The 15,488-nt window shown below is 56.2% G+C and carries 14 protein-coding genes and 1 pseudogene; 13 read left to right on the plus strand and 2 right to left on the minus strand.

The window, feature by feature from the left end; translation table 11 throughout:
* Nucleotides 1-2: 2 nt before the first annotated feature.
* The 13 genes and pseudogenes from CG67_RS16265 to CG67_RS16325 all read left to right on the plus strand — a co-directional run bounded on the left by CG67_RS16265 (nucleotide 3) and on the right by CG67_RS16325 (nucleotide 13,216).
* Nucleotides 3-944, plus strand: a complete 942-nt coding sequence (locus CG67_RS16265) for an ABC transporter permease (protein ID WP_025903994.1) — start codon at nucleotides 3-5, stop codon at nucleotides 942-944.
* Nucleotides 944-1,798 carry an ABC transporter permease gene (locus tag CG67_RS16270; RefSeq protein WP_025903995.1) on the plus strand — a complete coding sequence of 285 codons (855 nt, stop codon included), beginning with the start codon at nucleotides 944-946 and terminating at the stop codon, nucleotides 1,796-1,798. Before CG67_RS16265 ends, CG67_RS16270 begins: the two co-directional genes overlap by 1 nt.
* A complete protein-coding gene (locus CG67_RS16275) occupies nucleotides 1,795-3,423 on the plus strand; it encodes an ABC transporter ATP-binding protein (protein ID WP_038024907.1) in 1,629 nt (542 codons plus the stop codon). Before CG67_RS16270 ends, CG67_RS16275 begins: the two co-directional genes overlap by 4 nt.
* On the plus strand, nucleotides 3,420-4,445 hold the full coding sequence (locus CG67_RS16280; protein ID WP_025903997.1) for a putative FMN-dependent luciferase-like monooxygenase: 1,026 nt from the start codon (nucleotides 3,420-3,422) through the stop codon (nucleotides 4,443-4,445). The genes CG67_RS16275 and CG67_RS16280 overlap by 4 nt, the downstream gene beginning before the upstream one ends.
* Nucleotides 4,442-5,596, plus strand: a complete 1,155-nt coding sequence (locus CG67_RS16285; RefSeq protein WP_025903998.1) for an alkylhydroperoxidase domain protein — start codon at nucleotides 4,442-4,444, stop codon at nucleotides 5,594-5,596. The genes CG67_RS16280 and CG67_RS16285 overlap by 4 nt, the downstream gene beginning before the upstream one ends.
* A gap of 236 nt (nucleotides 5,597-5,832) precedes the next feature.
* On the plus strand, nucleotides 5,833-6,387 hold the full coding sequence (locus CG67_RS16290; protein WP_025903999.1) for a YceI family protein: 555 nt from the start codon (nucleotides 5,833-5,835) through the stop codon (nucleotides 6,385-6,387).
* Nucleotides 6,388-6,630: 243 nt separating this feature from the next.
* Nucleotides 6,631-7,671, plus strand: coding sequence for an MsnO8 family LLM class oxidoreductase (locus CG67_RS16295; protein WP_025904000.1), 1,041 nt, complete (start codon nucleotides 6,631-6,633; stop codon nucleotides 7,669-7,671).
* Nucleotides 7,672-7,775: 104 nt separating this feature from the next.
* Nucleotides 7,776-9,078: pseudogene (locus CG67_RS18845) on the plus strand (LLM class flavin-dependent oxidoreductase); the annotation flags it as partial.
* A gap of 31 nt (nucleotides 9,079-9,109) precedes the next feature.
* Nucleotides 9,110-10,051 carry an ABC transporter substrate-binding protein gene (locus CG67_RS18850; protein ID WP_025904002.1) on the plus strand — a complete coding sequence of 314 codons (942 nt, stop codon included), beginning with the start codon at nucleotides 9,110-9,112 and terminating at the stop codon, nucleotides 10,049-10,051.
* Nucleotides 10,052-10,060: 9 nt separating this feature from the next.
* Entirely contained in the window at nucleotides 10,061-10,591 is a 531-nt protein-coding gene (locus CG67_RS16310) for a GNAT family N-acetyltransferase (protein ID WP_025904003.1), read from the plus strand.
* Nucleotides 10,584-11,531 (plus strand): amino acid ABC transporter permease, encoded by a 948-nt coding sequence (locus CG67_RS16315; RefSeq protein WP_371190696.1) that lies wholly within the window; start codon nucleotides 10,584-10,586, stop codon nucleotides 11,529-11,531. Before CG67_RS16310 ends, CG67_RS16315 begins: the two co-directional genes overlap by 8 nt.
* Nucleotides 11,515-12,294 carry an amino acid ABC transporter ATP-binding protein gene (locus tag CG67_RS16320; RefSeq protein ID WP_025904005.1) on the plus strand — a complete coding sequence of 260 codons (780 nt, stop codon included), beginning with the start codon at nucleotides 11,515-11,517 and terminating at the stop codon, nucleotides 12,292-12,294. The genes CG67_RS16315 and CG67_RS16320 overlap by 17 nt, the downstream gene beginning before the upstream one ends.
* A 52-nt stretch (nucleotides 12,295-12,346) precedes the next feature.
* Complete coding sequence (locus CG67_RS16325; RefSeq protein ID WP_152975080.1) at nucleotides 12,347-13,216, plus strand: transporter substrate-binding domain-containing protein; 870 nt, start codon at nucleotides 12,347-12,349, stop codon at nucleotides 13,214-13,216.
* A 414-nt stretch (nucleotides 13,217-13,630) separates the two neighbouring features.
* On the opposite strand, the gene gsiD is transcribed toward CG67_RS16325, so the two are convergent.
* Nucleotides 13,631-14,554: a glutathione ABC transporter permease GsiD gene (gsiD, locus tag CG67_RS16330; protein WP_025904007.1), complete on the minus strand. Its 924-nt coding sequence runs from the start codon at nucleotides 14,552-14,554 to the stop codon at nucleotides 13,631-13,633.
* 3 nt (nucleotides 14,555-14,557) lie between these two features.
* Entirely contained in the window at nucleotides 14,558-15,478 is a 921-nt protein-coding gene (gene gsiC / locus CG67_RS16335) for a glutathione ABC transporter permease GsiC (RefSeq protein WP_025904008.1), read from the minus strand.
* Nucleotides 15,479-15,488: the final 10 nt, after the last annotated feature.

The following is a 15,488-nucleotide window of genomic DNA, read 5'->3' on the forward strand; positions in this document are numbered from 1 at the left end:
CCATGGGACGCTATTTACTGCAACGGCTGGCACAGGGGCTTCTGGTGCTCTGGGCTGCCTGGACACTCTCATTTATTCTGCTGCAATTACTGCCCGGCGATGCGGTGATGATTAAGTTCCTCGACCCGTCACTGGGGTTAAGTGCAGAGCAGATAGACCAGATGCGTAAGGTGTACGGTGAAGGTGTCCCTGTCTGGCAGCAATACTTCTCGGCGCTGGTGGCGGTATTACATGGCAACCTGGGCTATTCGGTACAGCTCGGGGTCCCTGTCACACAGGTTCTGGCGACTAACTTTCCGCAAACCCTGAAGCTGGTGATACCGGGATTTCTGCTGGCGCTGATCATCGGCCCCGGGCTTGCCATCCTCGCCTCACTGCCGGGACTGAACCGTTTACGGAATATGTTGCTTTCACTGCCGTCTCTGCTGGTCTCCCTGCCGGTGTTCTGGACAGGGATCGTATTGATCCAGATCTTTTCGTTTCAGTTGCATTGGGTGTCGGTTATCGATCCCTCACCCATCGGCGGCATGATCCTGCCAGTGATCACGCTGGCGATCCCCATAGCGGCACCGCTGGCACAGATCTTTATGCGCAGTATTGATCAGGTGCGGACTCAGCCCTTTATTGCGGCGGCCCGGTCACGCGGTGTCAGTCAGTTACGGGTGCTGTTCCGCCATGTATTACGGAATGCCAGCCTGCCGTTACTGACCGTCGCCGGCCTGCTACTGGGTGAGCTGATTGCCGGAGCCCTGGTCACGGAAACAGTCTTTGGCCTTAACGGACTGGGCGCAGTGACACAGCAGGCCGTGAATGCACAGGATGTGAATGTTCTGCAGGCGGTCGTCATGATTTCTGCACTGGCTTATGTCGTGATTAATCTGCTGGCCGACCTGGTCACGCCGTTGCTCGACCCGCGCCTGAAAACAGCCTACAGAGGTAGATAATGAGCCTGACAGAAACGCTTCGACTGCAACCCCGTCGCCCCGGAAAATACCTGCAGCTTCAGCGTGTCCGGCCGGGCGTCTGGCTGGCGTGGATGATTATCCTGCTCGCGATCCTGGCGGCGATTTTTCCGCAGCTTCTTACCCATTACGATCCTGAGAGCGGTGTCCCCGGGACACAACTGATGCCCCCGGACAGCCATCACTGGCTGGGGACCGATCAGTTGGGCCGTGATCTCTATAGCCGGATCATCTACGGTGCCCGCTGGTCGCTGTCGGCAGCGAGTGCGGCGGTGAGTGTCGGCCTGGTAGTCGGGTCGTTGGGCGGGATGCTGGCCGCTTTTAGCGGACGTACCACCGAAACCCTGACCATGCGGCTGGTGGATGTTCTGTTGTCCATCCCTGCATTACTCCTGTCGCTGACGATCATTATTCTGCTGGGGGCCGGGACGTTACATGCAGCACTGGCCGTGGGTTGTGCTTCCGTGGCACATTTCGCCCGCTTATCCCGGGCCGAAGTTTTGCGCATCCGGCAGCAGGATTATATCGAAGCCGCCTTTGGCAGCGGCGGGCGTTTCTTTGCGGTATTTTTCCGCCATGTTTTACCGAATGCGTTACCGAATATTCTGGCTTTTTCAGCCCTGCAATTCGGCCAGGCCATTCTGGCCTTATCGACCCTCAGTTTCCTGGGGTTCGGGAGCCCGCCGCCGATCCCGGAATGGGGACTGCTGATCGCTGAAGGCAGAAATTACCTGGCGACGGCCTGGTGGCTGACCGTCTTCCCGGGCGTGGTGGTGATCGGTATCGTGCTGGCGACCAACCGTATCAGCCGTGCATTATCAGGAGAAAACCTATGACGGGATCCACACTGCCGGTACTGCAACTGGATGGCCTGACTTTGGCTTATCGCACAGAGAATGGCTGGAACGAAACGGTTCATCAGGTGAGTCTGACGCTGGGAGCGGGAGAAATGCTGGCGGTGGTGGGCGAATCCGGTTCCGGAAAAACGACCACGGCCCAGGCGGTGATCGGCTTACTGCCGGACAACGGTCGCCGCACCGGCGGACGTATTCTGTTTCAGGGAGAAGACATCAGTCAGTGGTCTTCACGCCGGCTTGACGGGCTGCGCGGGTCGCAGATCTCACTGATCCCGCAGGACCCGGGGAACTCACTGGATCCGCTGAAAACGCTCGGGGATCAGCTGGGCGAAGTGTTGCAGGCAGGAGGTACCCGTCTGTCGCGAAAACAGCGTGATCAGCAGGCTATCGAACTGTTTACACGTGTCGGCCTCAGCCATCCGGAACAGCGAATTGCTCAGTATCCGCACCAGCTTTCCGGGGGAATGAAACAGCGGGTACTGATTGCGATTGCCATTGCGCTGAAACCGGCACTGATCGTTGCCGATGAGCCGACCAGTGCGCTGGATGTGACCGTTCAGAAACGGATTATGACTCTTATCGATGAGCTGCGACAGGAATACGGTACTGCCGTTCTGTTTGTGACTCATGATCTGGCGCTGGCGGCGGAGCATGCCGACCGGCTGGCGGTGTTCCGCGGCGGGAAATTACTGGAGCAAGGAACGGTGGCTGAAGTCATACAGCAGCCGTCGCATCCTTACACGGCACGGTTACTGGCCGATGTTGCCGCAAACATGGTGTTACCTGCCCCCCGGCCGGAAAGCGACAGGGACACGTCCCCGGTAATTCGTATACAGGGAGTCAGTAAACAATTTTCTCTCAGTCGTCAGCAGCGGCTGCAGGCGCTGAACACAATTTCACTGACGGTCCGGCGGGGGACAACTCATGCACTGGTCGGAGAATCCGGGTCAGGGAAGACGACGCTGGCACGTATCCTGCTGGGCTTTGAGCAGGCAGATGCCGGCGAGGTCGTGATCTGTGACAGCCCAGTGCAGGGAGCATCGGCTGAAGGCTGGCGACAGTTGCGCAGGAAGATCCAGTTTGTGTATCAGAACCCGTTTTCGTCACTGGATCCGCGTCAGAGCCTGTTCTCGGTGATCGAGGAACCTCTGCTTAATTTTCATACGTTGACCCGTGAACAGCGCCAGCAACAGGTCATCGCAGTGGCCAGGCAGGTCGCGCTGGATCCTGAATTACTCTCACGGCGACCACATCAGTTGTCAGGGGGACAGCGGCAGCGGGTCGCGATTGCGCGGGCACTGGTCCTGCAACCTGAAATCCTGGTGCTGGATGAAGCCACGTCGGCCCTGGATGTGACGGTTCAGTCACAGATCCTTGCATTACTGGCAGAGCTACAGCAAACACTGGCGCTGACCTACCTGTTTATTACCCATGATCTGCAGGTGGTCAGACGTATTGCTCACCGGGTGACCGTATTAAAAGGCGGCGAAGTGATCGAAGAGGGGACAACTGCTAAGATTTTTACTGCTCCGGAGACGGATTATACACAGCAACTGATTGCTGCGATCCCGTCCTTTAATCGCCGTCAGGAGGTAAGCATATGACGCAGAAACGTATTGGTTTTTTTACCCGGTTGCTGGATAAAGCGCCTGCGGCGGAACGCTACCGCCTGGCGACAGAGCAGATCCGCCATGCCGAAGTTCTGGGGTTTGAAAGTGCCTGGGTTGCCCAGCATCATTTCCATGAACAGGAAGGTGGCTTACCCGCACCGCTGGTTTTCCTGGCCCATGCCGGAGCTCACACCTCAAAAATCCGGCTGGGAACCGGGATCATTACCCTGCCGATGGAAAATGCGCTACGGGTGGCGGAGGATGCTGCCGTCACGGATCTGCTGACCGGCGGCCGGCTGGAGCTGGGCCTCGGGTCCGGCGGTACGCCAGGCTCCTTTGCCCCTTTCGGCCTCACTTTTGAACAGCGCGGTGCTGCCTTTGCCGCAAACCTTGCCACCCTGACACAGGCCTGGCAGGGGGATGCCCTGTCAGGGACGGATAATCACCTTTATCCGGCCGCTCAGGGGCTGAATGACAGGATCTGGATTGCGACCTTTTCTCCGGAAGGTGCTGCCCGGGCCGGAAAAGCCGGTCACGGACTGATGTTATCCCGCACCCAGCCACGTCCGGCCGGGCAGCCGTCATTGCCGCTGGATGCTCTGCAAAACCCGGTGATCGATGCGTATCTGGAGGCGCTGCCGGCAGGTATTGCTCCCCGTATTCTGGCGTCACGGACGGCCTTTGTGGCTGATGACCGGAATTATGCCCGAAAAGTGGCTCTGCCCGGGCTTACCGCACAGGCCGAAAGCTACCGGAAGGCGGGACATCAGTTACGGGGCGAAACACTGGATGATTTTATCGGTCAGTTTGATGCCCATATTGGTGACCCTCCGGATGTACTGTCGTCGCTGTTAGCTGACAGTAGTCTGTCACGGGTCACCGATATTTCCTTCCAGGTCCACTCCGTTGAACCGGAACATCAGGATGTGCTGCGTTCGCTGGAACTGATATCCCGTTATATCGCCCCGGTGTTACGTCGGTCTGCGGCCACCTTACAGCCAGAGAGGATAGCATGAGCGAAATTCACGATTTGATTGATGAACTGTCGGCAATTTCTGCCGGGTCTGAGCTGGCAGAAAGCCGGCAATTCCGTGCGGCAGCGACAGAACATACCCGGGGCAGCTATCAGGCCTTGTTCAGTACCGGCAGTGAGTCTTTTCCGTTAGCCCTTCGGGCAGCGATTGCCGCACAGGTAGCAGACTGGCACCAGTCTGCCGGACTGTTACAGCACTATCTGAGGCTGGCGGAGGAGGGCGTTAATCCGCAACGTCTGAGCAGTGCGCTGAGTTTTGCCCGACGACTGACGTTTCAGCCGGTGGCTGCCACACCGGCAGATCTCGCGGAGTTGCAGCAGGCAGGATGGCAGACAGATGAGATTATCACTCTGGCGCAACTGGTCTCGTTTGTCAGTTTCCAGAGCCGCCTGATCCACGGATTCACTTTGCTGGAGTCGCTGACGACAGCGGCGGAGCCTCTGCCGGTAGCTCCCTTACCGGCTCCGGTCACTGCCGGACGCTGGCACACTCAGCCAAAAACGGCCGGACACCGGCAGGCCCCCCTCGCCTTTACCCGTAAACCGCTGGGCTGGGAACCCTGGCTGCCGGCGAAACCCTTCAGTGATTTCAGCCCGCAAGGGCAGGAGAGTCTGAGAAAGTTTGGTCATCAGGATTCGGATTATTTCAGGCTGCTCGGACGGGATCAGCCGGTACTGGAACAACGTACCCTGACAGACAAAGGTATTTTTTACACTCACGGGGGGTTAGCCCGGGCGGAACGGGAGCTGGCCGCTACGGTGGTCAGTAAAGTGAATGGCTGCATCTACTGTGCGTCGGTTCATGCCCGTAAAGCGAGCCAGCTTTCAAAATTACAGGATGAAGTGGCGTTACTGCTGCAGGTGCAGCCCGGAGACCCGTTATCTGACGGACAGTCTGCCCGCTGGCAGGCGGAAATAGAGGCCGTTGCCGCCTTATCTCTGACCCCGCCACAGCTGACCACGGCACATCTGCAGGCACTGCAACAGTTACCGCTGAGTACGCTCGAAATCACCGATCTGATCCAGTCGGCAGCCTTTTTTGCCTGGGCTAACCGCCTGATGCTGACACTGGGGGAACCGTTTATTCCTGCGGAGACGGCCACGCCTGCCACTGAGAAGACGACCAGCGCCTGACCGTGGTCCCGGTAGCGCAAGGCCGGGCACTGCTGAATTTCTTTGCCGGGGGTTACACGGGGTCTGCCGCATTCCCCCGGCAAATCAGTCACCGTTTCTCAGCACATACTTCAGGAAACCCGTCGATAAAGCGGTTCTGCCGGCGATGTGATGACGTCTTTATACGACAGAACTGTTAAACATCAGACAGACCGCTTATCATCCGCAGTCACGTTCTTCACCTCTGCGGATACACTATGCGACCCTGGAATTTCCTGCTGCCGATGCTAATGGCCTGGGCTTCACTGCCTGCTTTCGGGGCGAGGTATCATATTAATCCGCAGCTAAGCTCCCTGGTGTTGAGCTGGCGGATGATCGGCGGCGGCGAATACCACGCCAGGATCACCGGGATCCGCGGTGACCTGACCTATGATCCACGTGAGGACGATCGTAATACGCTGCAGTCGGCGATCTCTGTCGGGCAACTGGACGCCCATCACTGGCTGCTGACCCGGGCACTTCGCAGCCGGACGTTCTTCGATACGGCAAGCTACCCCGATGCGTTTTTCGGCAGCAGCCGGGTGGTGGCTCTGGATAAGGGACGCTACCGGGTATTGGGAAGCCTGCAGATTAAAACTGTGCGTAAACCGTTGATCCTGAATGCACAGCAGAGCGATATTTCGTTGCAGCGTATCCGTTTATCCGCACAAACCCTCATTTCCCGCAGTGCTTTTGGTATGGGGCAATATCCTGCCCTTGTCAGTGATCCTATCCGCGTGGATATTGTGTTATATGCCGATAAAATAAACTGACCGCCAGGTTAGCCGGTATTTTATTATCTCCCGTCCGGGAGGCGGTTTGACATTTTATTTATTCATCGGGGCGTTTATTCGCTTAATCATTATTTATTCTTACTTTATTCATTATTAATATCAGAAAGTGAACACGCTCTATTTATTATTATTTTTATCTAACTAAGAGACGATTTTATATTTCATTAACCGGAGCCGGGAGGCTAATAATGGATTTATAATTCGGTCAGGTAAGGTAAATATATGTCTTATCAGTTAAGTGTACTTGATAAGTGCCCGGTGAATGAGGGTGAAACGGCAACCGATGCATTACAGCGGGTGGCCGGGCTTGCTCAGGCTGCCGAGCGATGGGGCTACCGGCGTTTCTGGCTGGCAGAACATCATAATACCTCAGGTCTCGCCAGTCCTTCCCCGGAGATACTCATCGCCTGGGTACTGGCACAGACAAAGCATCTGAAAGTGGGGTCAGGGGGTGTGATGTTACAGCATTACAGCCCCTATAAAGTGGCAGAAAATTTTAATCTGCTGGCCACTCTCGCGCCCGGCAGAGTCGACCTGGGTGTCGGCAAGGCGCCCGGCGGGTTACCGTTATCAACAAAAGCACTACAGGCCGCGCAGGACCCTGATAAACAGGGGACGTTCGCCAGTCAGTTGCAATCCTTAGACAGTTTTCTGCAACACCCGGGACACCCCTCGCAGGATGAGCCAGGGCTGCGCGCAACGCCTTTGCCCGGCCGGACGGCGGATAAGTATTTATTAGGCGCCAGTACTGACAGCGCTGCACTGGCGTCGTCCCTGGGCTGGAATTTTGTCTTTGCCGCACATCTGAACGGTGACCGTTCTCTTCTGCGGACATTCAGCGACTACTGGCAGGCAGAGACCCGGTTGCCGGTCATTATTGCGGTGCAGGTCATTGTCAGCGAAGACGGTGAAGAGGCCCGCAGGCAGGCGGCGCAGTGCGAATTATGGCAGGTGGAACTGGTGAACGGCCGGCACGTGACGGTCGGGAGCGAAACTCAGGCAGACAGCTTTATCCGCCAGAGTGAGGTTGCCGTGAAATCGGTCAGCCGTAAAGAAACCGCGATCCTGGCAGGGAATGCCCGTGAAGTGCTCTCTCAGCTTGAAGCCCTGCATCAGGAATTTTCGGTCAGCGAATTTATGCTCGATCTTCCGTTAAGTCAGCCGGAGATCAGGATTAACACGCTGCGTCTGCTGGCTCAGGAAAGAGAGCACTCCGCGGCCCGCCAGGTCTCACCCGTCACGACAGAAAGTTCTGTCGCCTGATCGCCGGGCGGGGGGGAATATCCCATATTTTTCATCTGACCGGCCCTGCAGCCGGACAGTCATTCACTGATTACTTTCTGGAATACTTGTCTCCCGGAGGAACTATGTCCAATAAAAGGCAATTACGATTAGGTACGATCTTACACGGCGCATCCGGAAATATGTCCGCCTGGCGACATCCTGCGGCAACCGCAGATGCCAGTATTAATTTTGATTTTGCCAGGGAAACCGCCAGAAAAGCGGAAGAAGGGAAGCTGGACTTTTTATTTATTGCCGACGGTTTATATATTAATGAAAAGTCGATCCCTCATTTTCTTAACCGGTTTGAACCCCTGACGCTTTTATCTGCACTGGCGGGTGCCACCCGGCATCTGGGATTAGTGGGGACAGTATCCACCTCTTACAGTGATCCGTTCACCGTCGCCAGGCAGTTCGCCAGTCTGGATCATCTGAGTGGCGGCAGAGCCGGCTGGAATGTTGTGACGTCGCCGCTGGAAGGATCTGCAAAAAACTATTCCCGTGAACATCACCCTGAACATGCCCTGCGTTATCGTATTGCCGATGAGTATCTGGAGGTGGTGAAAGGGCTGTGGGATTCCTGGGAAGAAGATGCTTTCATCCGCAATAAAGCCACTGGCGAGTTTTTTGATAAAAATAAACTTCATCCGCTGAACCATAACGGCCCGTTTTTCCGCGTCGCCGGTCCCCTGAATATCGGCCGTACCCCTCAGGGAAGACCGGTCATTTTTCAGGCCGGGGCCTCCAGCGACGGGAAAAAACTGGCAGCAAAACATGCCGATGCCATTTTCACCCATCAGTACACGCTCAGTGAAGCGCAGCGCTTTTACCGGGATGTGAAACAGCAACTCGCCGGGCATCAGCGTCATCCGGATGACCTACACATTTTTCAGGGGGTCTCGGTCATCGTCGGGGAGGATGCACAGGATGTGGAGCGCCAGTATCAGCAGACGGCAGCCCTGGTCTCGATTGAAAATGCGCTGAATTATCTGGGACGCTATTTCGAGCACCACGATTTCAGTCAGTACCCGCTGGACGAACCTTTCCCGGATATCGGTGAGCTGGGCGGTAACAGTTTCCGCAGTACCACGGATCACATCAAACAGCAGGCCCGTGAACGGGGACTCACTCTGCGCCAGGTCGCTCTGGAAGCTGCAACCCCTCGCCCGGTATTTCATGGCACGCCGGAACAGATTGCCGATGAGATGCAGCTCTGGTTTGAGAATGAGGGGGCTGACGGTTTCATTATTCAGGGAGGCACACCGGAAGTCTTCCCGCGTTTTGTTGACCAGGTGATCCCTTTATTACAAGCCAGAGGCCTGTTCCGGAAAGAGTACCAGGGCACCACGTTGCGCGAATCGTTTGATTTGCCGCTTCCGGAGAACCAGTTTGCTCCGTCGTCACAGTTACAGGAGGTTGTATGATTTCAGGCGTAGCGCTGCGCACACTGGCATTCGCCGGCACTCTGGCGGTTTTTACGGCCAGTGCCGCAGAGGTCACCATCAATAACACGGCGATTAATCTGGCTAAAAATGCTCAGCCCGTGGATACCCCGAAAAACCCTGCGGCCATTGCGCAAATACCGAAGGATTTTCATTTTATTCATCCGGGAGAATTTACCGTGGCGGTCGATGGTGCCACCTCGCCACCTCTCACCGTTGTGGCTGATGACAATAAAACGCTGATCGGCAGTGAACCGGATATTGCCAGGCTGATTGCCGATAGTCTGGGCCTTAAACTGCGTATCGTGCCCACCTCCTGGGATGACTGGCCATTGGGCGTCAGCAGCGGCAAATATGATGCGGCCATCTCCAATATTACCGTGACGCGGGAACGAAAAAAGAAGTTTGATTTTGTGACTTATCGCAAGGACTTACTGGCGTTCTATGTCAAAAAGTCTTCAAAAATCAAAGCGATTAACCGACCGGCTGACATTGCCGGACTGAAAATTATTGTCGGCTCAGGCACGAATCAGGAAGCCATCTTACTGGCGTGGGATAAAGAGAACCGTAGTCACGGGCTGGCACCTTTTACGCCTGTCTACACCCAGGATGGAGCCTCGGAAACGCTGGATCTGCAATCAGGCCGTGCTGATGCCTATTTTGGCCCGCATGTCCTGGGTGCCTGGAAAGCGGCGAACGGGGGTCACTTACGTTTTGCCGGTGCGGTGGATGGCGGATGGCCAAAAGCGGCCCATATCGCCGTGACCCTTAAAAAAGGCAGTGGTCTGACCCGGGCGATACAGACGGCCATTAACGGCACGATTGCGAACGGTGATTATCAGAAAGTCCTGGATCGCTGGGGAGAAGGTCTGGAAGGGATCCCTGCCGCGGAAATTAATCCTCCCGGACTGGGCGACTAGGAGAGCGTTATGGCACAGAGGAGATTCAGGATCATTTCGCCTGAGGCGGCAGAGTTGCAGCCTGTCCTGAGCGGGCTGTTTGACGAGTACCGGCAGCGCTACGGTGATTATTTTGCCGGGCATACGGAAGATGATTTACCGGAACGCTATGTTGCGCCTGAGGGGCTATTCATTGTGCTTGAAGAAGACGGGAAAATCATCGCCACCGGGGCGTATAAGTCATATCGCGGACAGACCGCCGAAATTAAACGGATCTGGACAGATAAAATATTACGCGGGCAGGGGATTGCCCGGTGCGTGGTCAGCCAGCTTGAGCAACATGCCATCGATGCCGGTTACCGGGAGATGTATCTGACCACCGGATTCCGGCAGCCGGAGGCGGTGGCACTGTATCTCTCTCTGGGCTATCAGCCCGGTTTTGATATTCATCGTAATTTTGAAGAATACAGCCATCCTCCGTATGACGGACGGCTGAGGTTTACTAAAACGCTGGTGGCACCGGCCCGTTCCGCGCGTAAAGGAGTGAATGCTCATGTCTGATTTACCTTTATCACAGAAAATTGTGCCGGCCCGTTACCCCTGGCGGATCGCCGGGACGGTACTTTCGGTATTGATCCTGGGTGGCATTATCCAGTCGGTGGCCCTGAATCCACGCTGGGAATGGCCGGTATTTGCAAAATGGTTCTTTAACCCGGTGATCCTGGAAGGGCTGGGACGAACCTTACTGATCACCGTGTTCAGTGCTTTTCTGAGTGTGCTTTTTGGCGGAATACTGGCGATGGCGAGGCTCTCCCGCTCACCCTTACTCCGGGTGCTGGCCTGGGCCTACATCTGGTTATTTCGTTCACTGCCGCTGATTGTGGTGCTGATTATTCTTTATAACTTCTCTTACCTGTATGACACGTTATCCATTGGCCTGCCTTTTACCTCGCTGAGCTGGGGGCATTTTCAGACCATCAATGTGCTGGGACAGTTCCAGACCGCTGTGGTCGGGCTGACGCTGGTACAGAGCGCTTATACGGCCGAGGTGATCCGCGGAGGGTTTCGCTCGGTGGATGACGGACAATATGAGGCCGCCGCCGCTCTCGGTCTCCCGGTCTGGCGTCGTACCTGGCGTATTATTCTGCCTCAGGCATTACGCTCTATTCTGCCGACCGGCTTTAATGAGCTGATAGGTCTGGTGAAAGGCACCTCAGTGGTGTACGTGCTGGCAATGCCTGAACTCTTCTACACCATTCAGATGATCTATAACCGCAACCAGGAAGTGATCCCTTTACTGATGGTCGGTGCCTGCTGGTATCTGGTGATCACCAGTGTACTGGCGGTTATTCAGTTACTGGCTGAAAAAATGATGGCAAAAAGTGAGCGTAAGGCGGCTCCCCACTCCCCGGCGCATGCAGCCGCAGTGCAGACCCCGGTCCCGGCCTTGATTAAAAACAGTCATCTGCCTCAGGAGGTTTCCTATGTCCGCAACAGTTAATCCGCAGGGAAAGATTTCCATCACCGGGATCAGTAAAACCTATGGTCACTTCCATGCGCTGAAGAATATCGACCTGGAGATCCCACCGGGATCTGTGACCGTGATCCTCGGGCCGTCGGGATCCGGTAAATCGACATTGCTGCGTACCATTAACCGATTGGAGAAACCGGATGCCGGTTTTATCCGGATTGATGAGGACTACATCGGCTACCGGCAGAAAAACGGCAAGCTCTATGAACTGAAAGAAAAAGATATTCTGAAACAGAGGCTGAATGTCGGCTATGTCTTCCAGAACTTTAACCTCTTTCCGCATCTCACCGTGCTCGACAATATTATTGAAGCTCCGGTCGTGCATAAGCGACTGACGCGGCCACAGGCTATCGCACGGGCTGAACAGTTACTGAAATCGGTCGGGTTACAGCATAAAACCCACGCCTGGTCGCGTCACCTTTCCGGAGGGCAGCAGCAACGGGTCGCCATCGCCCGGGCGCTGGCGCTGGACCCCGGAGTGATGCTGTTTGATGAACCCACCTCGGCACTGGATCCTGAACTGGTGGGGGAAGTGCTGGAGGTCATCGCACAGCTGGCGAAGTCCGGCAGGACACTGGTGATTGTCACCCATGAAATAGGGTTTGCCCGCCAGGTCGCCGACCAGGTGGTGTTTATGGTGGACGGGGAAATTGTAGAGCAGGGGAGCAGTGATCAGGTGCTGAATCATCCGCGACATGCCAGAACACAAAATTTTCTGTCGAGTGTACTTTGAGGACCTGCTTATGACCCGCTTTCTGCACAGACGTGGCTATCTGATATTACTGATGATAGCTTCGGCCCCGTTGTATGCCCGGACTCCGCTGGATTCAGACGCAAATCAGACGCCGGTCATTGCCCCGGCGTCCCCGGCCGCCGTGGCGTTGATCCCGAAAGGTTTCCGGTTTGCGCATCCCGGCGAGCTGACGGTAGCGATTTCGGCGATGAACTCCCCCCCGCTGGCCCTGCTGGGCAACGATAACCGGACCCGCATCGGCAGTGACCCGGATATCGCCAGGCTGCTTGCCGGAGGACTGGGGCTGAAGTTACGGCTGGTTCCTGTGTCGTGGGAAGAGTGGCCGCTGGGGATCAGCAGTGGCCGGTACGATGCGGCGCTGGTCAATATTGCCGTGACGGAAGACCGTAAGAAAAAGTATGACTTCGCAACTTACCGGACGGATTCGCTGGCGTTCAGTGTCCGGGAAAACAGCCCTATCCGGCAGATCCACGATGCCCGTGACCTCTCCGGATTAAAAGTCGTGGTCGGTTCGGGCACCAACCAGGAACGGATTTTACTGGACTGGAATGCGCAGAATAAGCGCCAGCATTTGCCGGAGGCGACGCCGGTCTATCTGACCGATGATGCAGCCGTCAACCTGGCACTGCTGTCCGGACGGGTCGATGTTCTGTTCGGTCCGCAGGCCGCGGCCAGCTACAAAGCAGCACTCACCGGTCAAACCCGCGTTGTCGGACTGGGTCCGAAGCTGGCTCAGGTGGCGGTCACAACGAAAAAAGGCAACGGGCTGGTGTATGCCTTACAGGCGGCGCTGAACAGCAGTATCAAAAACGGGACCTATCAGCAGGTGATGACCCGCTGGGGGGAACAGAAAGAGGCAGTGACCGTTTCACAGGTGAACCCGCCCGGAATTACTTATTAATCATCAACCGGCCATCGTGCCGGTTTCTTTGTGGTATCAGTATCGCGGGATCGACGCGGTGCGGATACCGCAGACCTGTTGCCTGCCAAAAAAACACTTTGTACAGAGCCACAACGTCCCGGAACCTTAGCCCCGCAGTATGACTGAATCATCAAATCTGCTCCTCTGAACCCGGCCAACGGCCAACTGAAATCTGACGCCCGGTGACCCTCTGACAATTGAAGATTAAGTGCAGGAGACCAGACAGACGACGCCGGGTAATGGCTAATCGCGGAGGCAGAAAAAACAGCAGGCTGCGGAGAATTCCGGACGTTACGGAGAAGGACCCGGGGGGACCCCGGGTATTTATTCCCTGATTGACGGTAAAAAGGAAAGCGGGGGCCTTTTCCCCGTAAGTCTCAGCCCGGGGCGGGCTTACTTACCGTTATCCCCGCGCAGTTTCGGGTCCAGTGCATCCCGCAGTCCGTCACCCAGTAAATTAAAGGCCAGTACGGTCAGGAAGATAGCGAGACAGGGGAAAATCGCGACGTGCGGTGCCATCACCATATCCGCCCTCGCTTCATTCAGCATCGCACCCCATTCCGGGGTTGGCGGCTGGGCACCGAGGCCGATAAACGAGAGGCTGGCCGCGGAAATAATCGAAATACCGATCCGCATCGTAAAATAAACCACAATGGAGGAGAGAGTGCCTGGCAGAATATGTCGCCATAAAATATGGCTGTCAGAGGCACCGATACTGCGGGCAGCTTCAATAAAGGTTTGCCGTTTCAGTACCAGGGTATTTCCCCGTACCAGTCGGGCGAACGCGGGAACGCTGAAAATGGCCACGGCCAGGATCACGTTGGACATGCCACTCCCCATGATAGCCACAATCGCAATCGCCAGCAGGATCCCCGGGAAGGCGAACAGCACATCGCAGATACGCATAATGATCCGGTCACACCAGCCTTCATAATAGCCGGCCATCAGGCCCAGCAGGGTGCCAATCACTGAGCCGATCGCGACAGAAAACACGCCCGCCAGCAGGGAGATCCGCGTACCGACCAGCACCCGGCTGAAAATATCCCGTCCCAGCGAGTCGACACCGAACCAGTGCACCAGGGTCGGCCCCTGGTCTAACCGGTCATAATCAAAATACATTTCTGCATTGTAGGGACTGATCCACGGGGCAATCACCGCCAGGATCAGCAACAGCAGGATAAAGACCGCCGCAGCGATGGCCACCGGTTGTTGCCGGAAGCGGTGCAGGAACTCCCGCCACGGTGTCCGTGGCCGGTGTTCGCTCAGCAGAGGCATCGCTTTTAGCGCTGCATCACGTCGCCAGTTTTTCATTGTGATCCTTCAGCGGTAACGGATAGCCGGATTGATCGCCGCATACAACAGATCAACCAGCAAATTAATCAGAATAAATTCAAAGGAGAACAGCAGTACCTCTCCCTGAATCACCGGATAGTCGCGCATGGAAACCGAATCGATGAGTAACCGGCCAAGGCCTGGCCAGTTAAAAACCACTTCAACCACAATGGAGCCGCCCAGCAGAAAGCCGAACTGTAAGCCCATCATGGTGACGACCGGGATCATCGCATTGCGCAGACCGTGTTTAAAAATCACCGAGAATTCAGTGGCCCCTTTCGCCCGGGCGGTGCGCATATAATCTTCGCCCATGACCTCAATAAAAGAGGAGCGGGTAAAGCGGGCCATCACTGCCGCCACACCGGCACCCAGCGTCAGCGAAGGCAGAATATAGTGCTGCCAGCTGCCGGCACCCACGGTAGGCAGCCAGCCAAGCTGCACAGAAAAAATCTGCATCAGTAACATGCCCAGGGCAAAGGCCGGGAATGAAATACCCGAGACCGCCAGCAGCATACCGAGCTTATCCGGCCAGCGATTCCGCCATACCGCCGAAATTAAGCCGATGATTAATCCGAAGACGCAGGCCCAGACCATGCTGGTCAGTGTCAGCAGCAGGGTCGGCATAAAACGCATGGCAATTTCCTGGCTGACCGGCCGCCTGGAAACCATCGACTGGCCCAGGTCGCCGTGCAGTAACCGCACCAGATAATTCCAGAACTGCTGCGGTAACGGCAGGTCGAGACCCAGACGGTGACGGACCATGGCCACAACGGTTGCATCGGCATTCGCCCCGGCCTGTAAGCGTGCCGGGTCACCCGGCAACAGGTGCACAAACAGGAAGACCAGCACCGTCACGATGATAAGCGTCGGGATCATCCCCAGCAGACGTTTGATAAAATAATTAAGCATGCACAGTCCT

Source organism: Tatumella sp. UCD-D_suzukii (assembly GCF_000611875.2).
Taxonomy (GTDB): domain Bacteria; phylum Pseudomonadota; class Gammaproteobacteria; order Enterobacterales; family Enterobacteriaceae; genus Tatumella; species Tatumella ptyseos.